25 protein-coding genes are annotated in these 25,588 nt (G+C 38.0%); 11 read left to right on the top strand and 14 right to left on the bottom strand.

Translation table 11 applies throughout. The annotated features are described in order from the left end of the window. From AC1DG9_RS05590 to AC1DG9_RS05575, 4 genes are all read right to left on the bottom strand, one after another. The coding region (locus AC1DG9_RS05590) for a DegT/DnrJ/EryC1/StrS family aminotransferase (RefSeq protein WP_477634388.1) at positions 1-332 on the bottom strand (332 nt) is incomplete at its 3' end. Next, a complete protein-coding gene (locus AC1DG9_RS05585; protein ID WP_068886790.1) occupies positions 329-694 on the bottom strand; it encodes a sugar 3,4-ketoisomerase in 366 nt (121 codons plus the stop codon). The genes AC1DG9_RS05585 and AC1DG9_RS05590, both read right to left, overlap by 4 nt. Further along, positions 694-1,629, bottom strand: coding sequence for a glycosyl transferase (locus tag AC1DG9_RS05580; protein ID WP_288883998.1), 936 nt, complete (start codon positions 1,627-1,629; stop codon positions 694-696). The genes AC1DG9_RS05585 and AC1DG9_RS05580 overlap by 1 nt, the downstream gene beginning before the upstream one ends. Before the next feature lie 69 nt (positions 1,630-1,698). Further along, positions 1,699-2,616, bottom strand: a complete 918-nt coding sequence (locus AC1DG9_RS05575) for a glycosyltransferase (RefSeq protein WP_288883996.1) — start codon at positions 2,614-2,616, stop codon at positions 1,699-1,701. A 645-nt stretch (positions 2,617-3,261) separates the two neighbouring features. On the opposite strand from AC1DG9_RS05575, the gene AC1DG9_RS05570 reads away from it, so the two are divergent. Then, the gene (locus AC1DG9_RS05570) at positions 3,262-3,837 is read left to right on the top strand and encodes a hypothetical protein (RefSeq protein ID WP_288883994.1); all 576 of its coding nucleotides are present in this window, start codon (positions 3,262-3,264) and stop codon (positions 3,835-3,837) included. A gap of 125 nt (positions 3,838-3,962) precedes the next feature. Here the strand turns inward: AC1DG9_RS05570 and infB are convergent, their stop codons facing one another. The 4 genes from infB to AC1DG9_RS05550 all read right to left on the bottom strand — a co-directional run bounded on the left by infB (position 3,963) and on the right by AC1DG9_RS05550 (position 9,430). After that, positions 3,963-7,013 (bottom strand): translation initiation factor IF-2, encoded by a 3,051-nt coding sequence (gene infB, locus AC1DG9_RS05565; protein WP_172659205.1) that lies wholly within the window; start codon positions 7,011-7,013, stop codon positions 3,963-3,965. An 83-nt stretch (positions 7,014-7,096) separates the two neighbouring features. Next, positions 7,097-8,332 (bottom strand): transcription termination factor NusA, encoded by a 1,236-nt coding sequence (gene nusA, locus AC1DG9_RS05560; protein WP_048907881.1) that lies wholly within the window; start codon positions 8,330-8,332, stop codon positions 7,097-7,099. Positions 8,333-8,334: 2 nt separating this feature from the next. Further along, positions 8,335-8,799 (bottom strand): ribosome assembly cofactor RimP, encoded by a 465-nt coding sequence (gene rimP / locus AC1DG9_RS05555; RefSeq protein ID WP_288884024.1) that lies wholly within the window; start codon positions 8,797-8,799, stop codon positions 8,335-8,337. A gap of 196 nt (positions 8,800-8,995) precedes the next feature. Then, positions 8,996-9,430, bottom strand: coding sequence for a hypothetical protein (locus tag AC1DG9_RS05550; protein ID WP_288884430.1), 435 nt, complete (start codon positions 9,428-9,430; stop codon positions 8,996-8,998). 18 nt (positions 9,431-9,448) lie between these two features. Between AC1DG9_RS05550 and AC1DG9_RS05545 the strand changes: the two genes are divergently transcribed. Beyond that, positions 9,449-9,796 carry a phage holin family protein gene (locus tag AC1DG9_RS05545; protein WP_172659207.1) on the top strand — a complete coding sequence of 116 codons (348 nt, stop codon included), beginning with the start codon at positions 9,449-9,451 and terminating at the stop codon, positions 9,794-9,796. Between the two features lie 87 nt (positions 9,797-9,883). On the opposite strand, the gene AC1DG9_RS05540 is transcribed toward AC1DG9_RS05545, so the two are convergent. The 4 genes from AC1DG9_RS05540 to panC all read right to left on the bottom strand — a co-directional run bounded on the left by AC1DG9_RS05540 (position 9,884) and on the right by panC (position 13,115). Beyond that, positions 9,884-10,348, bottom strand: coding sequence for a pyrophosphohydrolase domain-containing protein (locus AC1DG9_RS05540; RefSeq protein WP_068886808.1), 465 nt, complete (start codon positions 10,346-10,348; stop codon positions 9,884-9,886). A 293-nt stretch (positions 10,349-10,641) separates the two neighbouring features. Further along, positions 10,642-11,781 carry an acyl-CoA dehydrogenase gene (locus AC1DG9_RS05535; protein WP_288884432.1) on the bottom strand — a complete coding sequence of 380 codons (1,140 nt, stop codon included), beginning with the start codon at positions 11,779-11,781 and terminating at the stop codon, positions 10,642-10,644. A 98-nt stretch (positions 11,782-11,879) separates the two neighbouring features. Beyond that, positions 11,880-12,230 carry an aspartate 1-decarboxylase gene (gene panD / locus AC1DG9_RS05530; protein WP_172659210.1) on the bottom strand — a complete coding sequence of 117 codons (351 nt, stop codon included), beginning with the start codon at positions 12,228-12,230 and terminating at the stop codon, positions 11,880-11,882. 45 nt (positions 12,231-12,275) lie between these two features. Continuing rightward, the gene (gene panC / locus AC1DG9_RS05525; RefSeq protein ID WP_172659211.1) at positions 12,276-13,115 is read right to left on the bottom strand and encodes a pantoate--beta-alanine ligase; all 840 of its coding nucleotides are present in this window, start codon (positions 13,113-13,115) and stop codon (positions 12,276-12,278) included. A 153-nt stretch (positions 13,116-13,268) separates the two neighbouring features. Here panC and AC1DG9_RS05520 point away from each other — a divergent pair, with 153 nt between their 5' ends. The 3 genes from AC1DG9_RS05520 to glmS all read left to right on the top strand — a co-directional run bounded on the left by AC1DG9_RS05520 (position 13,269) and on the right by glmS (position 17,477). Beyond that, positions 13,269-14,093: a glycogen/starch synthase gene (locus AC1DG9_RS05520; RefSeq protein ID WP_337718242.1), complete on the top strand. Its 825-nt coding sequence runs from the start codon at positions 13,269-13,271 to the stop codon at positions 14,091-14,093. 18 nt (positions 14,094-14,111) lie between these two features. Further along, positions 14,112-15,557: a DUF4270 domain-containing protein gene (locus AC1DG9_RS05515; protein WP_172659212.1), complete on the top strand. Its 1,446-nt coding sequence runs from the start codon at positions 14,112-14,114 to the stop codon at positions 15,555-15,557. 81 nt (positions 15,558-15,638) lie between these two features. Then, the gene (gene glmS, locus AC1DG9_RS05510) at positions 15,639-17,477 is read left to right on the top strand and encodes a glutamine--fructose-6-phosphate transaminase (isomerizing) (protein WP_172659213.1); all 1,839 of its coding nucleotides are present in this window, start codon (positions 15,639-15,641) and stop codon (positions 17,475-17,477) included. 23 nt (positions 17,478-17,500) lie between these two features. Here the strand turns inward: glmS and AC1DG9_RS05505 are convergent, their stop codons facing one another. Beyond that, positions 17,501-17,929 carry a single-stranded DNA-binding protein gene (locus tag AC1DG9_RS05505; RefSeq protein WP_048907892.1) on the bottom strand — a complete coding sequence of 143 codons (429 nt, stop codon included), beginning with the start codon at positions 17,927-17,929 and terminating at the stop codon, positions 17,501-17,503. 14 nt (positions 17,930-17,943) lie between these two features. Beyond that, the gene (gene mutY, locus AC1DG9_RS05500; protein WP_337718240.1) at positions 17,944-18,993 is read right to left on the bottom strand and encodes an A/G-specific adenine glycosylase; all 1,050 of its coding nucleotides are present in this window, start codon (positions 18,991-18,993) and stop codon (positions 17,944-17,946) included. 171 nt (positions 18,994-19,164) lie between these two features. Between mutY and AC1DG9_RS05495 the strand changes: the two genes are divergently transcribed. The 6 genes from AC1DG9_RS05495 to AC1DG9_RS05470 all read left to right on the top strand — a co-directional run bounded on the left by AC1DG9_RS05495 (position 19,165) and on the right by AC1DG9_RS05470 (position 25,579). Continuing rightward, positions 19,165-19,467, top strand: coding sequence for an HU family DNA-binding protein (locus AC1DG9_RS05495; protein WP_008240139.1), 303 nt, complete (start codon positions 19,165-19,167; stop codon positions 19,465-19,467). 7 nt (positions 19,468-19,474) lie between these two features. Beyond that, positions 19,475-20,335: a tetratricopeptide repeat protein gene (locus AC1DG9_RS05490; RefSeq protein ID WP_477634387.1), complete on the top strand. Its 861-nt coding sequence runs from the start codon at positions 19,475-19,477 to the stop codon at positions 20,333-20,335. Between the two features lie 251 nt (positions 20,336-20,586). Next, positions 20,587-22,137 (top strand): Rne/Rng family ribonuclease, encoded by a 1,551-nt coding sequence (locus tag AC1DG9_RS05485; RefSeq protein WP_172659216.1) that lies wholly within the window; start codon positions 20,587-20,589, stop codon positions 22,135-22,137. A 99-nt stretch (positions 22,138-22,236) separates the two neighbouring features. Next, positions 22,237-23,613 carry a DNA repair protein RadA gene (radA, locus tag AC1DG9_RS05480; RefSeq protein WP_337718239.1) on the top strand — a complete coding sequence of 459 codons (1,377 nt, stop codon included), beginning with the start codon at positions 22,237-22,239 and terminating at the stop codon, positions 23,611-23,613. A 443-nt stretch (positions 23,614-24,056) separates the two neighbouring features. Continuing rightward, positions 24,057-24,614 carry a LemA family protein gene (locus AC1DG9_RS05475; RefSeq protein ID WP_172659218.1) on the top strand — a complete coding sequence of 186 codons (558 nt, stop codon included), beginning with the start codon at positions 24,057-24,059 and terminating at the stop codon, positions 24,612-24,614. Continuing rightward, the gene (locus AC1DG9_RS05470; protein WP_337718237.1) at positions 24,614-25,579 is read left to right on the top strand and encodes a DUF3137 domain-containing protein; all 966 of its coding nucleotides are present in this window, start codon (positions 24,614-24,616) and stop codon (positions 25,577-25,579) included. The genes AC1DG9_RS05475 and AC1DG9_RS05470 overlap by 1 nt, the downstream gene beginning before the upstream one ends. The last annotated feature ends 9 nt before the right edge of the window (positions 25,580-25,588 follow it).

Below are 25,588 nucleotides of genomic sequence, written 5' to 3'. Positions count from 1 at the left end.
ATATTATATGTAGCAATATCAGGTTCAACCAATACCGGTTTCAAATCATTTTGAATAATTGACAGTATTGTCGCGATGTAGGTATTTGATGGAACAAGAACCTCGTCTTCTGGTTTGAAATCGAAACATTTTAGCGCTAATGAAAGCGCATCAAGCCCGGAAGCCAGTCCAACACAATAAGACGTATTACAATAAGCAGCAAACTCCTTTTCAAACACTGCTACATTATTTCCTAAAATATACCAGCCACCCTCCAGAGTATTATTAAATGATTCCCTGAAAGCATCAAAAAATGGCTGATTTAATTTCTTTAAATTTTCATAATCTATCATATGTAATTCTCATAGATATAGTCTTCTGCATCAAAATACTCCGAAGCAAGAACCATTAAAATAGCATCATCAGTAAAATTCTTCATTTGGTGCCAATCCTTGGGCTCTAGAATTAAGCATTTATCCGGTGTATCCAGTGTAAACTCCTCTTCCTTCTCCCCATCATTATTCGTTATAATACAGCTTCCCTGAATACAAATTGCTGCTTGTATAGTTTTATGATGCCTATGTCCTCCACGAACAGAGTCATCAACTCCATAAATGTAAAATATACGTTTTACATCAAAAGGAATCACTTTTTCAATTACCGTGAGATTGCCACGTGCATCTGTAAAGGTTTTTAAACTGATTTGATATGCCATTACTTAATTAAGTATCTCGTTTTATAATAATTATTTAAATGCCCAAAAACATGGAATCTATACATTCTTCGTAATGATTTATTAATGCGCGGTATTTCTTTGATTTCATGAAATAAATTGTCTTTTGAAATCGAACGTAATTCTTTCTCCACCTCCTTTAAGGCAATAACATATGGCTTATAGATGTTAGTTAAATGTCCATGAGTCAACTCATAATGACCCAGGTGGAAGGCGTCTTTTTCACAATATTTTAAATCATGAAAATGATAAAATATCAAATCAAAGGTTTCATCCGTTCCATTTACCTTTCCAAATAAACGATCTCCAACAGTAGATATAGTATACTGCTGTGCATTCCATGGTGCTACGCCACCGCCCAAATGTTGAAGCTCATGTACCCCCTTAAAACGCTCACACCAATCATCCAGATACTTCTGATCTCCAAACTTATTATCCTCGAAACGATTATAACACCATTCTATACAGGCATCTTTCCACCACTTTAAAACAGTTCTGCCTTGTTTATCATTTTTAAAGTAAACAAATTGAACACAGTACTTACCGCTTGTAGCCGTTTGGTCGTATTCAGGCGTATAACGATGGTCGGTAATAATTACTGAATCATCTTCGCCAAGCTCGTCAAATAAAACAGTTGGATCTGCAAAGAAAAGCAGATCAGCATCTATATAAGTACACGATGGCAATTCATAAGTATCCAAACAATATTCAACTGTTGCCGGAGTACAGGTCCAGCAATACTCAGCAGTTGTACGGGTAGGTTTTATTGACAAAAGTTCCTCATTCTCAAAAGTACCCAACGAAATAATCGTCGCTTTTTCAAGATTCAGCTCATTCAGTATAGAATATGAAACATCATCAAATGCAAATATGTATAAATGAAAATCCTTACAATGTTTAGCCAGTGAATTATACATGACTAACCCGCGGGTAAGATATATGGAATTAAATAACGTACAAAAATTTAACATATTTATGATGTAGACTTACCTACCTGTAAAACGATACTTTACCCAACGCTTAAAGCGCTTTCTAATCTGTTTGAAACGTGACCAGTTGTTTAATGATATAAAAAACTCTTTAAAGGCTAAATATGCCCTTTTATTATGCTCTACAGGTATTTCATTAACCGAAATACGCTCTAAATAAAGTTCAACATTGTGTGAATCATCAGAAGCGCAATGAACACCACTATTGTCCCAGCCAATATCCTGAGCTAATGATTTTCCCGGATACAGGGTCAGTTTATTTTTTATAAATGCAGCACCATACCAACGTACAGCCCACGAATTGTTTCTTCCTGCAATCTGATCTTCCAGCATTTTTATGTAAGGATAAGAGCCATCAAAATTGAACCTCCATGTCCATTTATTCTGCAAAATAATATTCAATATCTTCTTACCATCTGGTTCAAACAATTGCCACTGCTTGTTCCATGTACCCCATGCACCACAATCGGCGCCATAAATGAAAAAAGAATCTGGCAGTTGTTTCTTTACAGGATATAGATAACCACAAATACATGCAACCCGGTCATCATTCTCATACCGCACTAAAGCGTCATTCATAAAACTGAGGAAATACGGTGCAACTTCCATATCATCTTCCACAACTATGACTTTACCATACTGAGCCACGATTTCGGTAACACCTCTAATAACGTTTTCGGCCAGGCCAAGATTAATTGGTTGCTCTACAATCCTAATACTCGGAAATCCGGATATCTGATGAATATATGCCCTTACTTCATTTACAGACGCTTCATCTTTTGCCTGCCTTGCTCCATCACTATAAATTATTAAATTACTAGAGCCGGCTTCAACATTAGCCAGCAAAGAATTTACTACTCTCTGTAAATGCTGGGTTCGATTGTAACAAAATAAAACGATAGGGGCTAAGGACATTTATATTTAAAAGTTGCAAAAAGCAARTATAACTATAAAATCATATTCTGACTAGCATTTTAAGGTTTAAGAGGGGGCTTTAAATATTTTACTTAACAAAAAATTGTTATGAAAATCCATTCACACTCGCAATCTCAATAACTCTTCAACATCATCTTAAAAGTTTTAATGTTGTTGACTCCTTTTGCAAGTTACCGCTCCAGCTTTAACGATCTGATTTTGCTGTTATGCGCAAGTGAACCATAGAATATCATACATCCGACGATTGTACCTAACTTAGTAATTTTAAAAGTACTTATGATTCAACTTTAGCAGACCTTCAGTAGTCAAAAAAAGATACATACCTTGATGTTATACCCACTTAATCGAAAGAATAAGCCAGACCGAATGTCACAGCTGATGTCTTATTATATCTTGGTTCCTACATTATCATTATCTTTTTTTGCTGGTCTGTTATTGATTGATAATAATGTCCMTTTAAATAGCAGGAAAAATCTTTTGTAATCTCATAATCTAGTTCAATTTTAACAATCCAATCAAATTCTGATCTGTTATATAATGTTGAATTAAAAAAGTAATTATGCTTAATCTGCTCCAGGTTAATTAGTTCATCCCCATCGCTATCAGAAGATTGTTCAAAGACATTTGCCGCAATTCCAGATAGCTGGTCAATATTACTTTATAACGGCTGATAAGAAAATATATTGGGGGGCAGTTTACCCTGAACCCATACAGTCACCTGGAGAAGCGATTGATATAGCCGCAAACAGTTCTGGAAAGTTATTTATTGTCAGTAAAACGTATAAAGATCAATACGGTAACAAGGTTATGAAGTGGAATGGATCAGGCTGGGATGATTACCTGCCCCTGATCGGTGCGAAGAAAATTGCATTACCAGCTGGGCCAAATGCATTTCCATTTATTGTTGATAATACAGGAAGGTTACTTTATCATAGTGGGAACTTTTGGGTGCAAGCTGGTTCATCAGGCATGAACGCTATTTCTATCGCGGCCTGTAATTACATGAAAGACATCTCGGGTTTACCAATCGTTTGTGTAATAAATGGATCTGCTCCTACCGGGGGTGGTTATGAAATCCGAAGATGGACTGGCAGCGACTGGTTTGGTCTTCCCGGGGGCGGAATGACGATTGCAGTTGCAACAGATGGCCATCCTTGGCATATACGCAACTCGACTTCTATTTACAAAAATGATAAATAGTAAAGTTTAATAATTTCAACAATTCAGCCAGTTTAACGACTGGACTTTTAGTTTTAGAAACAGTAATATCAAATTAAAAGCGGCTTAAAAAACTCAAGCCGCTTTTAATTTGATATATTTAATGATTACAATTTCCTTTTAACTTCTACTTGTTCGTAAGCTTCAACAATGTCGCCTACTTCAATATTGTTGAAGTTTTGGATATTCAATCCGCATTCGTAACCTCTAGATACCTCTTTAACATCATCTTTATAACGTTTCAATGAAGCCAATTCACCTGTGTAAATTACCACACCATCTCTAACGATACGGATTTTGCTGTTACGTGTAATTGTACCGTCTAACACCATACATCCGGCAATTGTACCCACCTTAGTAATTTTAAAGGTATCTCTGATCTCAACGTTAGCAGTGATCTTCTCTTCAAATTCTGGAGCCAACATACCTTCCATCGCCGCTTTGATCTCATTGATCGCATCGTAGATGATAGAATACAAGCGGATATCTATCTGCTCAGCCTCTGCCAATTTACGCGCACCTGATGATGGACGAACCTGGAAACCTATAATGATCGCATCAGAAGCAGAAGCTAACAACACATCAGATTCAGAGATCTGACCTACCGCTTTACTTATGATATTAATTTGAATCTCTTCAGTAGAAAGTTTCAGTAATGAATCAGATAGTGCTTCAATTGAACCATCCACATCACCTTTAACAATCAGGTTAAGCTCTTTAAAGTTACCGATCGCTAAACGACGGCCAATCTCATCAAGAGTAATGTGTTTCTGAGTACGAAGACCCTGTTCACGCATCAATTGTAAACGTTTGTTTGCAATTTCTCTTGCTTCAACTTCACTTTCAAGTGCATTGAATTTATCACCTGCAGTTGGTGCACCTTGCATACCCAATACCTGAACTGGTACTGATGGGCCAGCTTTATCTACTTTTTGTCCACGTTCGTTAAATAACGCTTTTACACGTCCACTGTAACTACCTGCCAAAATCGGATCGCCTATTTTCAATGTACCAGCCTGTACAAGAACCGTTGTAACGATACCACGCCCTTTATCCAGAGTCGCCTCAATTACACTACCTGTTGCACGCTTATTCGGATTCGCTTTTAAGTCTAACAACTCAGCCTCTAATAAAACTTTCTCTAATAGTAAGTCTACATTTAAACCGCTTTTACCAGATATCTCTTGCGACTGGAAGTTTCCACCCCAATCCTCAACAAGAATATTCATTATAGATAATTGCTCACGTATCTTATCTGAGTTTGCACCCGGTTTGTCAATTTTTGTAAAGGCAAACACTAATGGAACTCCGGCAGCTTGCGCATGGTTGATGGCCTCTTTTGTTTGAGGCATCACAGCATCATCCGCCGCTACAACAATAATTGCAATATCGGCTACCTTAGCACCACGTGCACGCATCGCTGTAAAGGCTTCGTGACCCGGTGTATCTAAGAAAGTAACTTGTTTACCTGTTGGTGTAGTTACCATGTAAGCACCAATGTGTTGGGTAATACCACCCGCCTCACCAGCAACCACATTCGCTTTACGGATATAATCTAGTAATGATGTTTTACCATGATCCACGTGTCCCATTATGGTTACAACAGGCGCTCTTGGCAATAAATCCTCCTCAGAATCTTCTTCTTCAATAACAATATCACTTTCATCATCTGGTTTAACGAATTGAATTTCGTAACCAAACTCATCAGCAACGATTGTTAAGGTTTCAGCATCCAAACGTTGGTTAATCGATACAAACATTCCCAAACTCATACAAGTTGCGATAATCTTTGTAACCGGCTCATCCATCATTGTGGCCAATTCATTTGCCGTAACAAACTCAGTAACCTTTAAAACTCTTGACTGCAACTCTTGTTCCATTGCAGCTTCATCTGCTGAAAGGGCAACATCATCACGTTTTTGACGACGTAATTTAGCACGCTGAGCAAACTTACCAGATTTACCTGCTCCACTTAAACGAGCAAGTGTTGCTTTAATCTGATCTTGTATTTCTTTTTCCGTAGGTTCTTCTTTCGGACCGCTATGACCTCCTGGGCCTCCTGGTTTGCTGTTCCTAAAGTTAGGCCTGTTGGCTGTATTGTTTGTGTTATTTCTAAAATCCGGTCTGTTGCCAACTGGAGGCGCAGGTCTTTGCTGACCCGGTTGTCCTTGTTGTCCTGACTGTCCGCCAGCTTGTTGGTTACCGCCACCACTGGCAGGTTGGCCATGGCCGCCCTGTCCAGGATGTCCACCCGGAGTTTTTTTACGTTTACGTTTTCTTTTCGCATCAGCGCTATCGGCCGAAGATGCTACTGGCTGAGATTTACGATCAGGTGTAGTTGGTAAAACAATTTTACCAATGATATTCGGACCTGAAAGTTTTACAGAGCGAGCTTTAATTACTTCCGTTTCCTCAGGTTTCTCAACCTTAGGTGCAGGAGGAGTAACAGGTACCACCTTAGGCGCCACTGGCTCTGGAGCTTTCACTACAGGTGGCTCTACAGCTTTAGGTTGTTCAACCACTACTGGCTTAACTTCTTCTACAGGTTTTACAATTTCTTGTTTTACCTCTTCAACCGGCTGCTCAACTTTCTCAACAGGTTTTTCTTCTTTTACAACTTCCTTAGGCGCTTCTTCAGCAACAGGAGCTTTTGGCTCTGGTGCCGGAGCAGGAGCTTCCTCCGCTTTAACCGGACGTGTTTTAGAATTTAAATCATCAAGATTTATCTTTCCAACTATTTTAACACCAGGTAAAGAGCCTTCTTCTGCTTTATCTGCAGGAGTTTCTGGCGCTGCCGGTTTAGCCGGAGCTTCTTCCTTAGGCTTCTCAGCTGGAGGAGTATACGAATGAAGATTCTTAATTAAAACGCCTTCGTTTTCGAATTCAACATTTTTTCTAGGTGCCTCAGCAACTTTCTCAGTTACTTCAGGTTCATCACGACGAATTTTACCAATAACAATTTGATTGGCTTCTTCTTTTACGATTTTATCGCCCTGAAACTCTTTTAACAGCGCATTATACATGTCGCGAGAGAGCTTAGTAGTGGGTTTATTCTCAACAGAAAAGCCTTTCTTTTCCAGGAACTCAACGGCCGTAGCTATCCCTACGTTAAGTTCCTTAACTGCTTTAAATAAAATTATTGGTTTGTCGTCTGACATTGATATCCTATTTTTTCTTTAATTCTTATACAAAAGTAACGTTTATTCTTATTTATTTCATCTGTAGGTCGTGAGTTTTTGTATTATTCAAATTCTGATTTCAAAATACTCATCACTTCCTTGATGGTTTCTTCCTCCAAATCGGTACGTTTAACCAATTCATCAACGGAAAGTGCTAACACACTTTTAGCAGTATCACATCCGATAGCTTTTAGCTCATCGATGATCCAGCTATCGATCTCATCCGAGAATTCTTCTATATCCACATCCTCATCTTCTTCACCAGCTTCACGATATACATCTATTTCATAACCGGTTAATTTACCAGCAAGTTTAATGTTATGACCACCGCGACCAATTGCCAATGAAACCTGATCAGGTTTTAAATAAACTGAAGCATGTTTTGTTTCATCATCTAATTTAATAGAGGTGATTTTTGCAGGGCTTAGTGCTCTGGTGATATATAATGAAATGTTATTGGTAAAGTTAATTACATCAATGTTTTCATTTTTAAGCTCTCTAACAATACCATGTATACGAGAACCCTTCATACCCACACAAGCTCCTACCGGATCAATTCTATCGTCGTAAGATTCTACAGCAACTTTTGCTCTTTCTCCAGGTTCACGAACAATTTTCTTAATGGTAATTAAACCATCAAAAATCTCAGGAACTTCGATTTCGAATAAGCGCTGTAAAAACTCAGGGGCAATTCTCGAGATAATAATTTTTGGAGTGCTGTTCACCATATCCACTTTAAGGATTACGGCACGAACGGTATCACCTTTTTTGAAATAATCAGCCGGGATCTGTTCAGTTTTAGGCATCATTAATTCGTTACCTTCATCATCAAGAACCAGTGTTTCTTTTTTCCAAACCTGATAAACCTCTCCGGTTACAATCTCTCCAACCCTGTCTTTATATTTTTTAAAAATTTCGTCTTTTTCAAGTTCCAATACTTTTGAAACAAGTGTCTGACGGGCTGCTAAAATAGCTCTTCTTCCGAAACTCTCTAAAGTGATCTGTTCAATGTAATCGTCGCCAACTTCCATATCCGGATCTAACTGTTTAACCTCGGCAAGTTCAATTTCTAAATCATCGTCCTCAGAAAAGCCATCTTCCATCACTTTTCTGGTACGCCAGATCTCTAAATCTCCGTTATCCGGGTTAACAATTACGTCACAATTCTCATCAGTACCATATTTTTTACGCAACATACTGCGAAATACCTCTTCCAGCACACTAATCACTGTAGGGCGGTCGATGTTCTTAAAGTCCTTGAACTCCTGAAATGAATCGATTAAATTAATATTGCTCATTCTTATTTAAATGAAATTAAAACCTTTGTTTCTGTTATACTATTAAAGTCGATTCCTGTTTCTACCAGTACCGCCTTTTTTCCTTTTTCTTTCACTTTTGCTTCTATAGTGATGCCTTTGTCATCTACAAAAAGCAATTTGCCTTCTTTTATTTCGCCGCCAGCAAGCTTTACACTTAAATCGCGGCCAATGTTTTTATCGTATTGTCTTTTCAGTTTCAATGGCTCACCAACTCCGGGAGACGAAACCTCTAAATTATAAGCTTTATCAATGGTGTTTTCCTCTTCCAAATGAAAACCAACATGTCTGCTAATGGCTGCGCAATCCTGTATAGTGATTCCTTCATCGCCGTCAACATGAATAATCAGTTTATTATTTGGCAGCATTTTCACCTCAACAAGAAACAACTCCGGTCTGTCCGAAATTTTTTCTTCTACTAATTCTGTTACTCTTTTTTCTATCTGCATAACCAATTCACCAGTAATAGAAAAGAGGGGACTTTTGCCCCCTCTTACCTCTATTACCGTGCAAATGTAAGAAATATTTTTGCAAATTAAAAATGCTATAACACAATCACTTCTGCTTGTAAAAGAAAGCCCTTTTTACTTCTGTTCAACTTCTTCACAGGATTAGCGTTTCTTCACACCTTGTTCACGGAAGTTATTATCTGGTTAATAATTTCTGCAAAGGTTTTATACTGTAATTCACCTTGCCCTTCATAATATCTTCGGCATTGCCAAAGCGCGCATTCAAATACGTAATAACTAAATAGTCCCTGCCTTTAACAAATGGCTCTTCRGGAACAAACACCACTTCCTCGCCATTAAGGCTTATTTGGCCCTTAACGGGCATTTCTTTTATAGCTGTATCTTTGTCAGATGGTGTTTGCAAAACCGAAACCACATCATAAAAAACAGAGTCGGCAGCTGGTGCATTTTTAAGCTGCAAAAGCCCTGGTTGGTCTATATTACCAAACACAATAGATGAACTGTCGGCCGAAAAACCTATCAAAAGTGGCTTACTATTTGTTGATGTACACGAACAAACAGGTGAAATGGCGCAAAATGCCATCAATATCCTAACAAAAATTTTAACCATAACACTAAATTAAGCTTTATGAAACTAATTGTGGAAATTTTATTAATGGGTCTTGCAGTATTTCTGGGGGCCAAAATTGTACCAGGGGTACAGGTAGATGGTTATGGAGCTGCAATTATTGCGGCCATATTAATTGCGCTGGCAAATGCCACAATTGGTTTTATTTTGCGCCTTTTCACATTCCCAATCAACTTCCTTACATTAGGATTGATGTCATTCATCATCACTGTTTTAATGATATTATTAGTTGATTACCTGATGGCTGGTTTTAATACTACCGGATTTTGGGCAGCAGCAATTTTAGCTATAGTAATTGCGTTGATTAAAGCAATATTTGGAGCTATTGCAGGTTCTGACAAGGATTAAATTCAAAAAAGAGTGTCCAAAAAGGTAAGATCGTCATCCTGAATTCATTTCAGGATCAAACCTTTTTAGACACTCTTTTTAAATTCTCTAAAGAATGCTTTGAAGATCAGCAGGAGAGTAATTTATAGATTTCAATGTCTTGTTATCTTTAGTTCTGTACACTAAAAACAACGAATCTTCCTCTTTAAAATAGGAATCACTATCATCTTTAGCCTTATAATGGGCTATTGTTTGGTTAGCTTCTTCTTCAGACTTACATGCCTTGCTCATATTTGAACGGTGCACTTCATCAAAGAGATCTTTAAACTTATCTGCAAGTCCGAATTCTAAAATAGCACCGGCTAAAACATACTGTATATCGCATAAAGCATCTGCCACCTCAACCAGGTTATTGTCTTCAATTGCTTGTTGCAATTCCTTCACCTCTTCAACCAGCAACGAAACCCTTAAGTCACTTCTTTGTTTTGATGGAATAATTGGCGAATTCTCTATAGGGTGCTTAAATGTTCTGTGAAATTCGGCTACCTGATTCAATGAGTTTGACTCTTTCATGCTTTAATATTGATTTATATTTTTTTTTAATTTTTTTCTTTTACGTGGTCGGCTAGTTCATATCCGCTTTGCTCACTTTTATCTTCTAAAAACAACAGTACTATTAATGAAATGATAGGAATAAGGAAGGAGATAAGAAACCAGAACCAAAACTTCCTGCCCATACTTTTCGCAAGTATCCCAGCCACAATTTGCGGGATTAACATAACGCATAAAAGGAGAATTTCGGGCATATTTCTTTATTTTTATAAACTCAATAAGCTTATAAAAACAAAGATAATGATTACGATTATTTAACGGATAATCTCTCTGGAGATTACCATTTTTTGAATTTCAGAAGTTCCTTCGTAAATCTGGGTGATCTTAGCGTCACGCATCAATCGCTCAACATGATACTCTTTTACGAATCCATAACCGCCGTGTATCTGAACAGCCTCTACCGTTACATCCATGGCTACTTTTGAAGCATACAGCTTAGCCATTGAGCCAGCAAGCGTGTAGGGTTGCCCCTGGTCTTTTAACCATGCCGCTTTATAAACCAACATTCTTGCTGCTTCTATGCTGGTGGCCATATCTGCAAGCTTAAAAGCTATTGCCTGATGTTCTGCAATGGGCTTACCAAACGATTTACGTTGTTTAGCGTAGCTTAACGCCAGCTCATATGCTCCGGCTGCAATGCCAAGCGCCTGTGCTGCAATGCCAATTCGGCCTCCCTCCAGCGTTTTCATGGCAAACTTAAATCCAAACCCATCTTCACCAATTCTATTCTCTTTTGGCACTTTAACGTCGTTAAACATTAGAGAATGTGTATCAGAACCACGGATGCCCAATTTGTTTTCTTTTGGGCCAACCGTAAAACCTTCCATACCCTTTTCTACTATAAATGCATTTATCCCTTTATGTTTTAATGCCTTATTTGTTTGCGCAATTACGAGGTATGTTGAGGCCGTACTACCATTGGTAATCCAATTCTTGGTGCCATTTAGCAGGTAATAATCGCCTTTATCTTCTGCGGTTGTTTGTTGCGATGTTGCATCAGAACCTGCTTCTGGCTCCGATAAACAAAAGGCTCCGATCTTTTCGCCGGATGCCAAAGGCTTTAAATATTTTTCTTTTTGTGCCTCAGAACCGAACGCTTCTAAACCGTAACATACCAAAGAATTATTTACAGAAACAACTACAGATGCCGATGCATCTACTTTAGACAGTTCTTCCATTACCAGCACGTATGAAACTGCATCCATACCGCTACCGTTGTATTTTTCTGAAACCATCATCCCTAAAAACCCCAGCTCGCCAAGCTTTTTCACTTGTTCTGCCGGAAATTTCTGGTGTTCATCTCTTTCAATAACTCCAGGCTTAAGTTCATTTTGTGCAAAATCCCTTGCCGCCTGCTGAATCATCAATTGTTCTTCACTTAGTTGAAATAGCATAATTATATATAATAAAAAAATACGTACAGCCAAATTTAGTATTTCTCAACCAAATTACTATGGTAGCATAGTATTATTTTTTATAGTGTAATTACAGCCTATTTTAGCAAATGGTTATTATCATCAGGAAAAACCAATATCGGGTGATATTTTTTCGCTTCTTCTATTGGTAAAGATCCGTAAGACATGATGATAAGAATATCACCCACCTGAACTTTACGGGCTGTAGCTCCATTTAAACAAATGGTTCCTGTTCCTCTTTCGCCTTTTATTACATAGGTTTCAAAACGCTCACCGTTATTGTTGTTTACGATCTGCACTTTCTCGTTTGCAATAATTTGGGCAGCATCCATTAGATCTTCATCAATGGTAATACTTCCAACATAATTCAGTTCTGCCTGTGTTACTTTAACACGGTGGATCTTCGATTTTAATATCTCGATAATCATAATGCAAAGTTAGATAAAGTTTCTGAATGAATGATTTCCCGTTTTTCAGCTAAGTATCATATTATCGATAAGCCTTGTTTGCCCTACTTTGGCAGCTACAAGAGCTATAATATTCTGATCATTTTTGTTTGTCTCAGGAAGTAATGTTTTTCCATCGGCAATTGTAAAATAGTCGAGCTCAACTCCGGGCGTTTCTTCAATTAACTGTTTAGCCTTTTCTAAAAGCTCGGGAATGCTTTTATTCTTGAAATTATCACTTACGTAGGTAAGCGCCTTGCTTAATACCAACGCATTTTTTCTGTCGGCAGCACTAAGGTGTATATTTCTTGAACTCATGGCAAGCCCATCGTCTTCTCTTATAATCGGACAAGAAATGATTTGAACAGGAAGGTTGAAGTAGGCAACCATGTTTTGGATCATCAGCACCTGCTGGTAGTCCTTTTGTCCAAAAAACGCGACATCCGGGCTTACAGCATCAAACAGTTTTTTTACAATTTGGGTAACCCCTTGATAATGACCTTTTCTAAATTCACCCTCTAAAAGAAATTCGGCAGGGCCCAGATCAATATGCCATTTCTCTTCAGTCGGATACATCTCCTTTACCGAAGGCATGAATACCACATCACATCCGGCGTCTTTAAGCATGGCCATATCATGCTCTAGCGGGCGCGGATATCTCTCTAAATCTTTAGGGTCCGTAAATTGGGTAGGGTTCACAAAAATACTGCAAACCACTATATCAGCCTGCTTTTGGGCCATCTTTATTAATGATACATGACCTTTATGCAGCGCACCCATAGTTGGCACTAAAGCAATTTTCTGCTGGGCCAATTTAATTGGGCCAAGCAACGACTTTAACGCCGCAATAGTATTTAGTACTTCCAAACCAGCTTATAAAATTTCAGGGGGCAAAGTTGGTTATTTATCTATTCCCAACAAAACATCTTGCGTATTATATTGATAAATGTTATTATTTTGCTTACCTTTGCCCCTTGATAATCTTTTCTTTAACATAAATTTTTATTTACGAATATGGAGATGGCCAAAACGAAGCTACTGATTGTTACACACGAGATGTCGCCTTTCCTTGAACTCACAAAGATTTCAGAAATTACCCGTCAGTTACCTCAGGCAATGCAGGATAAAGGATTTGAAATCCGTATTTTAATGCCAAGGTTTGGAAACATTAATGAAAGAAGGAACAGATTACACGAGGTTATCCGTCTTTCKGGCATGAACATCATTATTGATGACAATGATAACCCGTTAATCATTAAAGTTGCCTCAATTCCGGCAGCAAGGATGCAAGTTTACTTTCTGGATAATGAAGATTATTTCCAACGCAAGTATGTATTTAGGGATAAGGAAGACAAGTTCTACGCTGATAACGATGAAAGAACAATTTTCTTCTGTAAAGGTGCACTTGAAACTGTTAAAAAATTAGGCTGGTCGCCAGATATCGTTCATTGCCATGGCTGGATGACATCCTTAGTACCTGCGTACATTAAAACTACTTACAAAAACGATCCTACTTTTAAAAATTCAAAAGTGGTGTATTCAATTTATGAGGACTGTTTCTCTGAAACAATGAATACTGATCTGTACAAAAAAGCAGTAATGAACTCTATGACTGTTGAGGATACTAAAGTATTTGAAAAAGCAGATTGTAGTGCCTTGCATATTGGAGCAGTAACGTATTCTGATGCATTAGTTTTAGCTGATGAAAACATCAATGCTGATGTGTTAAAATTTGTTAAAGATTCTAATAAGCCAACTTTAGCTTTTAATTTAACCGAAAATTTCGAAAACTTCTACTCATTATATGAAGAAATTTCGGATGAAGAATTGGTTTCAATAGCTTAAACTCAGGTATTCTAAAATATGAAATTTATAAAACTAGACTTATTGACCCTGTTGATAGGTCTTTTTCTTTTTGCATCTTGTAAAGATGCCAATACTATCGGCCTTACACCTGATGGCGACTCTCCTATTAAAGGTATTTTAGACAATACCGTTCTGGTTGATTCCAAAACTGTTCTTGATTCAGCTACTGCATCAATTGGATTGGCAAGACATCCTTTGGGTTACATTACCGGAGATGCTACTTTTGGAACTACCGAAGCAAGCCTTTCTATGACGGTAAGCCTTCCTTCAACTAGTTATAGCTTTGGAGGAATACCAACTGTAGATTCGGCAGTACTCGTTTTGCCTTACTCAACTCAATTTTATGGTGATACAACAACTTCGGTTTATAGCCTTAATGTGCACCAGCTTAAAGATGACCTCTCTTTGCAAAAGGTCTTTTTAAGCAACAAAGTATGGCCTGTAGAAACTGAGGTGGTAGGCTCTCTTACCACTAAGATAAAGCCAAAAACACCTTTTAAAATTACTGATATCGTAACAGGAAAACCTGATACGCTTAAGGCTGTTGTTCCTCAATTAAGGATAAAGCTTAGTAATTCATTTATTCAGGAACACATTTTAAATGTAGATTCAGCACTAAGAGCAACAAACACTAAATTCTCAGCAGTATTTAAAGGTCTGCAGGTAAGTGTTAACAAGACCTCATCAAGTGGCCCTGGAGGTGTAATGTTTATTAATTTTGGCGGAACTGATGCTAATCTTCAAATTTATTACAAAAAACAGGTAGGAACAAGTGTTGTAGAGAAAGATACTGTAGCCGTTAATTTCCCTATTTCATCAAGTTCAGGCCCTATTGCGGCAACGGTTAAGCATGATTACACCGGAACACCTGTTAAAGCACAATTAGATGCGCCAACGGCATCTTTTGACGTTACATATTTGCAAGCACTTTCTGGCGTAAGGAATAAAATTTCTTTCCCTGATCTAAAAGCTTTTGTAGACAAGGTAAAGGCTGGAAATGCAGATGCACGTGTAGTAATTAACAGGGCAGAATTGGTTGTTAATCTTAAAAGCGGAACAGATGTATCGCCATGGAATGCTGCTCAGCGGCTATCTCTTTACAGACTTGATATAGCCGGTCAGAGAGCAAATATTCCTGACAACGAAGGCCCTACACAAGCCAATCCGACACCGCCCGCTACCTATGCAGGCTCTGAAGCAGCATTTGGTGGATTCTATGACACGGTTAACAAAAGATATATATTTACAGTAACTAGTTACCTGCAAGCTCTGATTGACAACAAGACTGTCGATTATGGTACTTACCTGGCACCTAGCTCACTTACTGAGTACAATGTTTTCCCTTCTTTAACTTCCGGTGCAAGGTCAATCATAAACACTGCAACCCCGGCTACGGGCGAAAAAGGTATTAAGTTAAACATCTATTATACCAGAATTGACTAGCTAAATTTATTTATACACTATTGTGTTTATATCCTCCGAGATCATTAATTTCGGAGGATATATTTTTTAAACCCAGTATGTATGTGTGGAATAGTTGGTTATATCGGTCACAGAGAAGCGTGGCCAATAGTTATTAAAGGACTAAAAAGATTAGAATACCGCGGATACGACAGTGCTGGTATTGCGCTTATTTCTGATGATGGATTAAACATCTATAAAAAGGCAGGAAAGGTTACAGAACTGGAGAACTTTGCTGCAGGTAAGAATTTATCTGGCACAGCGGGAATTGGCCATACCAGATGGGCTACCCATGGAGCCCCTTCCGATAGAAACTCGCACCCCCATACATCCAACAATGGCAAGCTTACTATAATTCACAACGGGATTATTGAGAACTATGCTACACTCAAAGAAGAGCTAATAACCAGGGGCCACGACTTTAAAAGTGATACCGATACCGAAGTTCTGGTACACTTAATTGAAGAAATTTATAAAAACGAAAAGATAGATCTGCTGGAAGCTGTTCGACTGGCCTTACGTGAGGTTAGTGGAGCTTACGCAATTGTTTTGATGGACGAGGAGCATCCAGATCAACTGATCGCTGCAAGAAAAGGAAGTCCAATGGTTATAGGAGTTGGCGATGGAGAATACTTTATTGCTTCGGATGCCACGCCTATTGTTGAGTACACCAAAAATGTGATCTACCTGAACGATAATGAAATTGCATTTATTAAACGCGATGAGTTATTGATAAAACGCCTGGATAATGTAGTACAAACACCTTATGTTCAAGAGCTCGAGTTAAAACTTGAGATGCTCGAAAAAGGTGGGTATGAACATTTCATGCTAAAAGAGATCTTTGAGCAGTCGCGCTCAATCAGAGATTGTATGAGAGGCCGTATCTATCCAAACGAAGGTAAAGTACAACTGGGCGGAATAAAAGAATATGCCGACAAGCTAAAAAATATTGATCGTATAATTATTGTTGCCTGTGGCACTTCATGGCATGCTGGTCTTGTAGGTGAGTATTTGATTGAAGAATATGCAAGAATCCCTGTAGAAGTGGAATATGCATCAGAATTTAGATACAGAAATCCAATAATTACTGAAAAAGACATCGTGATTGCCATTTCTCAATCTGGAGAAACAGCAGATACAATGGCCGCAATTGAAATGGCCAAAGAGAGGGGTGCGACGATTTTTGGTGTATGTAACGTTGTGGGCGCCTCCATACCACGATTAACACATGCCGGTGTTTATACACATGCCGGACCTGAAATTGGAGTTGCTTCAACCAAAGCCTTTACTGCTCAGGTTACGGTGCTTACTTTAATGGCTTTTTATATGGCTCAGCAAAAAGGTACGCTTACCAATTCAAAATTGGTTGAACTACTTACCGAGTTAGATTGCATCCCAGATAAAATACAAGTGGCGCTTGAATCTAATGATCTTATAAAAGAAATTGCCGAGAAATTTAAGGATTCAAGAAATTGCCTATTCCTTGGCAGGGGAAGTGGTTTCCCTGTAGCGCTGGAAGGAGCTTTAAAGCTCAAGGAGATCTCTTACATCCATGCCGAGGGATATCCGGCCGCCGAGATGAAACACGGCCCCATAGCGCTTATAGACGAGGAAATGCCAGTAGTTGTTATCGCCACTAAAAATTCATCTTACGAGAAAGTAATCAGCAATATCCAGGAAGTGAAGGCCAGAAAAGGAATTGTCTTGGCGATAGTCACCGAGGGAGATGTTGAGGTTAGAAAAATGGTAGATTATTGTATAGAGATACCTGATGCCAGTGAGGCATTCTTACCATTACTGGCCACAATACCGCTTCAATTGCTATCTTATCATATCGCAGTATTAAGAGGCTGCAATGTAGACCAACCGAGAAATCTGGCTAAATCTGTTACTGTGGAGTAACAGATTTAGTTCTTTATATTTAGTTAGAAAGGCAAATCACCTGAAGCGTCGCTTGGATCAATGTAATCCGTTTCGCTTTTTGGCGTACTATTCTCGCCCGTAGATGGGGTTTGTTCAAAATCACTCTTTCTGCCCAGAATTGTAAAATTCTCTGCAACTACTTCTGTAACATACTTCTTTACTCGCTCTTTGTCTTCAAAAGAGCGGGTACGAAGCTTACCTTCAATATACACCAGTTTGCCCTTTTGCAAATACTTTGAGGCTACTTCTGCTAAACCTCTCCACAAAACAATATTATGCCACTCTGTTTGCTCTATTCTTTTGCCATCTTTGTTATACGTCTCTGATGTTGCCAATGGGAAACTTGCTACGGTTACACCTCCATCTAAATGTCTGACTTCAGGATCTTTTCCTAAATGTCCTACTAAAATAACTTTGTTAATACCTGACATGAATTCTGATTTATCTAATTTACGGAATAAGAGCTTATAAAATTTGTTATCACTTTAGGTTGTGGCAATTCGTCCAGCTCGCTTAATGAAACCCATTTTATTTCTGCATTCTGATTAAAGTTAATGATATAATTATCTAAAGCAAAAAATTGAACATATATAGTTTGGTGGGTCAATAAATGTTTTTTCTGCTCTAATGGCGTAATTGTACAGGTGTCGCCAAAATTATTCTTCAATATGGTCAGGAATTGTTCTTGTGCTTCCAGGTAATTGTCGTCAGTTTCTATTAAAGGAAAATCATACAGCTCCTGCCAGATGTCTCCAGGATTCCTTTTGTTTACCAGGATTTCATCTCCATTAAAACATACCAGATAGTTAAAATAACGAGTGCGTTTTTTAAGTTTTTTCTCTTTAACAGGAAGCATATTTACAAGATCATTTTTCCTGGCAAAACAATCAGATTGAACAGGGCAGGATTCGCAGGCAGGAGATTTAGGCTTGCAATGCAACGCTCCAAACTCCATAATGGCCTGGTTGTATACAGAAGGTTCTTGTCCGGCTATTAGATTTTGTGCCAACTCTATGAATTGCTTTTTCCCGGCAGGACTGTTTATTGGGGTTTCAATTCCAAAATATCTCGACAATACTCTAAACACGTTGCCATCCAGAACTGCTTTCATCTCATTCGAAGAAAACGATGAAATGGCTGCAGCGGTATAATCCCCTATTCCTTTCAAGCGAATTAGATCATCATACTTTGTAGGGAATTTCCCATCATAAACTTCCTGGATCTGCTTGGCAGTATAAAGCATGTTTCTTCCTCTTGAATAATAACCCAACCCCTGCCATAGTTTAAGTATCTGTGTTTCTGTAGCTGCAGCAAACGCAGTAACTGTTGGGTAATTTTCTAAAAATCTATTAAAATAAGGCAATCCTTGTTCTACCCTGGTTTGTTGCAATATAATTTCTGAAAGCCAGATCACATAAGCATCCGTTGTACCCCGCCATGGTAAGTCTCTTTTATGATTTAAATACCATTTTACTATTTCTGTTTGAAAAGCCATAGACGCAAAAATACGGCGTTATTAATTTGTTTTCGGCAAAACTTGCAATTCTCTGATACAATATGAAACAAATAAATCATCTTTTATTTTCCTATCTCATTAAAAAGCAATACTTTTGCAACCCCAAAACACTTATAAAGTATATAATACACTATAAATAAATAATAGAATATGACTAAGGCAGATATTATTTCAGAAATATCAACAAAAACAGGAATTGAAAAGGTAGATGTACAAGAAACCGTTGAGGCATTTTTCAAAGTGATCAAGAACAGTATGATCGGAGGAGAGAATGTATATGTTAGAGGTTTTGGTAGTTTTGTTGTAAAAAAGAGAGCGCAAAAAACTGCGAGAAATATTTCTAAAAACACTGCAATTATTATCCCAGAGCATTTTGTACCAAGTTTCAAACCAGCAAAAGTGTTTGTTGACAAAGTAAAAAACAACTCTAAAAAAGTAAGCGTAGAAGCTTAATCAACTTATGCTAAACAATATCCGTTCAAGACAAATTATCATAATTGGAGCAATAGTATTGCTTGGAGCTTTTTTGTTTACAAGGGATATTAAAGGTTTAGTTAAGCCAAAAGAGYAGACAACGAATGTTCCAGCCGCAGGGCAGATGACATCGGAAACCCCTCAGCCAATTAGTTTGGAAGAAGTTTCGGCTTCTGGTAAAACCCTGATCAGTCCAAACTTTGCCGCTGAAATTACTTCACTTGAGAGCACATATAAAGCTTCTACCGATAAGGTTACGGCCGCTAAAGTGCTTGCGCAAAAGTGGGATGATGTTGATCAAAGTGCACCAAGCGCTTTATACCTTGAGATTATAGCCAATCAAGAGAAAACATTAGCCAGCTGGTTAATTACCGGAGACCGTTTTTTAAAGGCATTTGACAACTCAAGAGACAGTATATTACAACCTGCATTATTACAAAGAGCAAATGCTGCTTATACTAATGCCGTAAGTATTGACTCAACAAGTGCTGATGCTAAGACAGGCCTGGGAATTACCATTGTTAATGGAATGGGAATGCCAATGAAAGGTATTGCGTTATTGATGGATGTGGTAAAAAAAGACCCAAAGAATTTGAAAGCGAATATGAGTTTAGGTACATTCGCAATTAAATCTGGCCAGTTTGATAAAGCCATAACCAGATTTAACAACATTATCGCCATTAAGCCTACTCCCGATGCGTACTTCTATTTAGCCACAGCTTACGAAAGCCTTGGTAAAAATGCAGATGCTATTGATGCTTATCTTAAGAGTAAAAAGCTAGCCGCCAATCCCAAATTATCTAAATTCATTGATGATAAAGTATTGGAGCTAAAGAGTAAAAATTAATAAACAGATTAAAAAAAATATTTAAAATTCAAGATTATGCCAAGCGGTAAAAAAAGAAAAAGACATAAAATGGCTACCCACAAACGCAAAAAACGTTTAAGAAAAAACAGACATAAGAAAAAATAATTTTTCTTAATGTTTTGCATAGAAAATAAGGCTACGACAAGATCTTAGCCTTATTTTTCGTTGCAATGTTTTTTTTATTTGTCCATGTGTTAATAAGGCATTTAATGCCTTAAAATCTGTAGCTTTTGGTAAAAGAATTAATTATAGATTCCTCTCCACTGGGAGTAACCATAGCTTTAGTTGAAGACAAACAACTTGTAGAACTTCATAAAGAACAGATCAACAACAATTACGCCGTTGGCGACATTTATTTAGGCCGCATCAAAAAAATCATGCCGGGTCTAAATGCTGCGTTCGTAGATGTTGGTTATGAAAAAGATGCATTTCTGCATTATTTTGATCTTGGTCCTCAAGTCCAATCTTTAATTAAGCTAACTAAAATCAAGCGTAATGGCTCTGTTAATGGCACTTTACTGGATAATTTCAAGCTAGAGGGAGACATTAACAAAGCAGGCAAAATATCGGAAGTAGTAAGCAAGAATCTTGTTTTACCTGTTCAGATAGCAAAAGAGCCAATTTCAACTAAAGGTCCTCGTTTAAGTTCAGACCTTTCAATAGCTGGCAGATATATTGTATTAGTTCCTTTCTCTAATGTAATCTCTATTTCAAAAAAGATTAAAAGCAATACCGAACGTAATCGTTTAAAAAAGATTATTGAAAGTATTAAACCTAAAAATTTTGGAGTAATTATCAGAACCGTTTCTGAAGGAAAAGGAGTTGCAGAACTTCAAAAAGACCTTTTGGATTCTGTAGCTAAATGGGAAAGCTTTATTAAAAAGCTTCCTGATGCAGAACCTTCTAAACGAGTTTGGGGAGAAATGGATCGGACATCAACATTGATCCGTGATATTTTAAGCACTGACTTTACAAATGTTTATGTAAGCGACAATAGCCTGTTTGAAGATATTCGTTCCTATGTTCACGAAATCTCTCCGGAAATGGAAAAGATCGTGAAACTGTACAAACATAAAGAACCTATTTTTGAGCATTTCGGCATTGAGAAACAAATCAAGAACTCTTTTGGTAAAACAGTAAACTTAGCTGGAGGAGCCTACCTTGTTGTTGAACATACTGAAGCGCTTCATGTTATTGATGTAAACAGCGGAAACAGAACAGCCAGCAAAGAGAATCAGGAAGACAATGCCTTGCAGGTGAATAAAGAAGCCGCCAAGGAGATTGCCCGCCAACTTCGTTTAAGGGATATGGGTGGTATTGTAGTAATCGATTTTATCGATATGCACAAGCCTGTTAACCGTAAAATGTTGTTCGACTATCTTAAGGATCTGATGTTACTGGATCGTGCTAAGCACACCATATTGCCGCCAAGTAAGTTTGGCCTTGTTCAGATCACACGTCAGCGTGTAAGGCCCGAAATGAACATTGTAACCAGTGAGAAATGCCCTACCTGTGACGGTACGGGGGAAATTAAGGCCAGTATTGTTTTAATGGATGACATTGAAAATAACCTGACCTATATTTTGCAGGAGCAAAACGAAAAAAATATTACGCTTTGTGTACACCCGTATATTGAAGCTTTCATTAAAAAGGGCTTTATCTCTTTACAGTGGAAATGGTTTTTTAAATTCGGACAACGAATTAAAATCAGATCAGTCTCGTCTTATAATTTGACTGAGTTTCACTTTCTTTCTTCAAAAGACGAAGAAATTAAATTGTAAAAATTAACTTATTAACTAAACAGGCCCGATTTCTTAGAGATCGGGCCTGTTTGTTTTAATAGAATTAAGCATAAATTAGTAGAATTAAATTGTAATCAATTGGCTAAAACTAAATCAGCATATTTCTGCCAAAGTTGTGGGTATGAATCAGCGAAATGGCTAGGGAGATGTCCTTCATGCAATGAATGGAATACCTTCGTCGAAGAAATCATAGAGAAAACAAGCACTAAGGTACCTTCCTGGAAAACATCCACCGGCATCCAACGCTTAAATAAACCATCCAAAGTTGATGACATCCAATCGATAAGCGAAGAAAGAACTTTAACAGGTGATCTTGAGCTCGACAGGGTTTTGGGTGGAGGTTTAGTTGCCGGCTCTGTAATACTGATTGGAGGTGAACCAGGAATCGGTAAATCTACCCTGATGCTGCAGCTGGCCTTAAATATCTCTGGCAAAAAGATTCTATATGTTTCCGGAGAAGAAAGCGAACAGCAAATTAAAATGAGGGCTGAGCGCATTACTACCACACCTAAAGCTGATTGCTACATTCTAACTGAAACCTCTACTCAAAATATTTTTAAACAAATTGAAACGCTTGAACCAAATATTATCATTGTTGATTCTATACAAACACTTCACTCGGCCAATATTGATTCAACCCCTGGAAGTGTATCTCAGGTAAGAGAGTGCACTGCAGAATTACTCCGGTTTGCAAAGGAAACTGACACCCCTGTATTTTTAATTGGCCATATTACCAAAGACGGCACCATTGCCGGACCAAAAATTCTGGAACATATGGTTGATACCGTTTTGCAGTTTGAGGGCGACAGGCATCATGTATATAGAATTTTGCGCTCTATCAAGAATCGTTTCGGGGCCGCTGCCGAACTAGGAATTTACGCAATGCACAGTACGGGTTTGCGGCAAGTTTCCAATCCTTCCGAAATTCTGTTATCACAACGTGATGAAGAAATGAGCGGAATCGCAATTTCGGCCACCTTAGAAGGCGCAAGACCAATGTTAATCGAAACACAGGCATTGGTTAGTGCCGCAGCCTATGGAACTCCTCAGCGATCTGCAAATGGCTTTGATACTAAAAGAATGAACATGCTTCTTGCCGTACTCGAAAAAAGGTGTGGTTTTAGATTAAGTACCCGTGATGTTTTCTTAAACATAGCCGGTGGAATTAAAGTTGAAGATCCGGCAATTGACCTGGCCATTATGGTTGCAATAATCTCCTCGCATGAAGATATAGCTATATCTTCTAAAATCTGTTTCGCAGCAGAAGTTGGTYTATCAGGAGAGATCAGAGCAGTTAACCGAATTGAACAACGCATCCTTGAGGCAGAGAAGCTTGGGTTTGAACGGATCTTTATTTCTAACTATAATTTAAAGGGTCTTATTCTTGATCGATTTAAAATTGAATTGACCCCTGTAAGGAAGATTGAAGACGTATTTTCATTGCTATTTGGGTAACCAAGCGTGGAACTGCCGTGTATATTTGCCATTTAGTTTCTACACATTGGGGATATTCTTTCCCTCTAAAAAATTTGGCACATTTTCAGTAAAATCACACATACCGCTATATATAAGGCAGTTACCCTTAAAAAAGAAGACATATAACAGATTGGCCTACTAATTGCAATTACCTACATGTTATCAGTCATTTATGAATGGTAATAAACAATAGGGATGATTATCCTCGTTATCGTAAGATAGCGAGGATTTTTTCATTTTAAGCCAAAGGAATTGTACTTTTAGAATAATTAAAAAGGTTCTCCTTTTTAATATTGATTGATTAAACCCTGTCTTCTCCGAGACAGGGTTATTTATTCCATTTTTTTCGTAAATAATTTTAGCTTGAGCATGTTAAATTTTAATATATTTAAATATTAATTAACCTCTTAACCCTTATCATAATGATTATTGCCGCTATTATCATCGCTGTGCTACTAATTTTTGGAATCGGCATATACAATTCGCTGATCGGCAAAAAGAACCAGGTAGCCAATGCTTTTTCTGCAATTGACGCCATGCTTAAAAAACGATTTGATTTACTTCCAAACTTAATTGAGACTGTAAAACAGTATATGCAGTATGAAGGAGATCTGTTAACCAAAGTGGTAGAATTGCGTGCCAAAGCCGCGAGCCCAAACTTAAGTAATGAGGAAAGATTAGACCTGGATAAGCAACTTGGCTCAAGCGTTAAAGGCTTAATGGTAAACGTAGAGAATTATCCGGATCTGAAAGCAAACCAGAATTTCCTGAACCTACAAAGCACCTGGACAGAGAGCGAAGAACAAATTGCAGCCGCAAGAAGAGCTTACAATTCCTCAGTTACCGATTACAACAATGCAATTATGATGTTCCCGGGAAGCATTTTTGCCGGAATGATGAACTATCAGCCAATTGCTGTACTGGCAAACACAGAGGAAGAACGAAAAAATATAAGTGCAAAAGATCTTTTTAATAACTAATGGCAGAAGAAACTGCAACAGGGGCCTCTTTACAAATCATACTTAATGAACTCGAAATACAGAGAAAAAAGGTTTCCGATATAAAAACAAAGGCCTACCTGTTTCTTGCAGGTGGAGTAATACTTATAGCAATCGGCGTTTTACTTGGGAGCCTCATGATTGCGGGAGCCATAAGTGGCGGCGCATCCATAATTACTTCTATTGTTCTTTTCAGTAATTCCAGCCAAAAGTTTAATGACTATAGGCATGAATTTAAGCAAAGAGTGGTAGCTACGGTATTAAAGTCCATAGATCCAAGTTTAGAGATCGAATATAAGTATGGGTTACCGGAAAGCGATTTCATTAATTCTCAGCTATTCACTCAACGCCCGGATAGATATAGGAGTCAGGATCAAATTTATGGCAATGCAGGAAAAACAAGGTTCTCTTTTTCTGAAGTTCATGCAGAATACAAAACCGAGACACAAACAAAAAACGGACGACAAGAGCATTGGCACACCATCTTAAAGGGAATCGTATTTTGTGCCGATTTCAACAAACATTTTAATGGCCTAACAGTAGTTAAGCCAAAGGATATGGGAAGCGCGCTGGGCGCCTGGATATCCGATAAAATGCCGATCTTCTCCTCATCAAGTAAACAGCTTGTAAAGCTGGAAAATATTGAATTTAACAAGGCCTTTGTTACCTATTCAACTGATCAGGTAGAAGCCAGATATATTCTTACTCCTGCAATGATGGAAAGATTATGCGAGCTAAACGACAAAAGCGCTGCTACAATCTCTGTATCTTTTATTGGTTCTTACGTTTACATAGCTTTCCCTTTAGAAAAGGATTACTTTGAACCTCCGGTATTTAAAAGCCTGCTTACCACCAAATCATTAGATGAAGACCTAAGCATCGTTCGCTTTATGTATGCAATTATTAGCGAACTGGATCTTAACACTAGAATTTGGGGGAAAGAATAAAAAAGGAGT

The sequence above is a fragment of the Pedobacter sp. 05L430 genome (assembly GCF_056397585.1).
The sequence above is the reverse complement of the archived record's forward strand: the minus strand, read 5'-3'. Positions and strand labels throughout refer to the sequence as shown.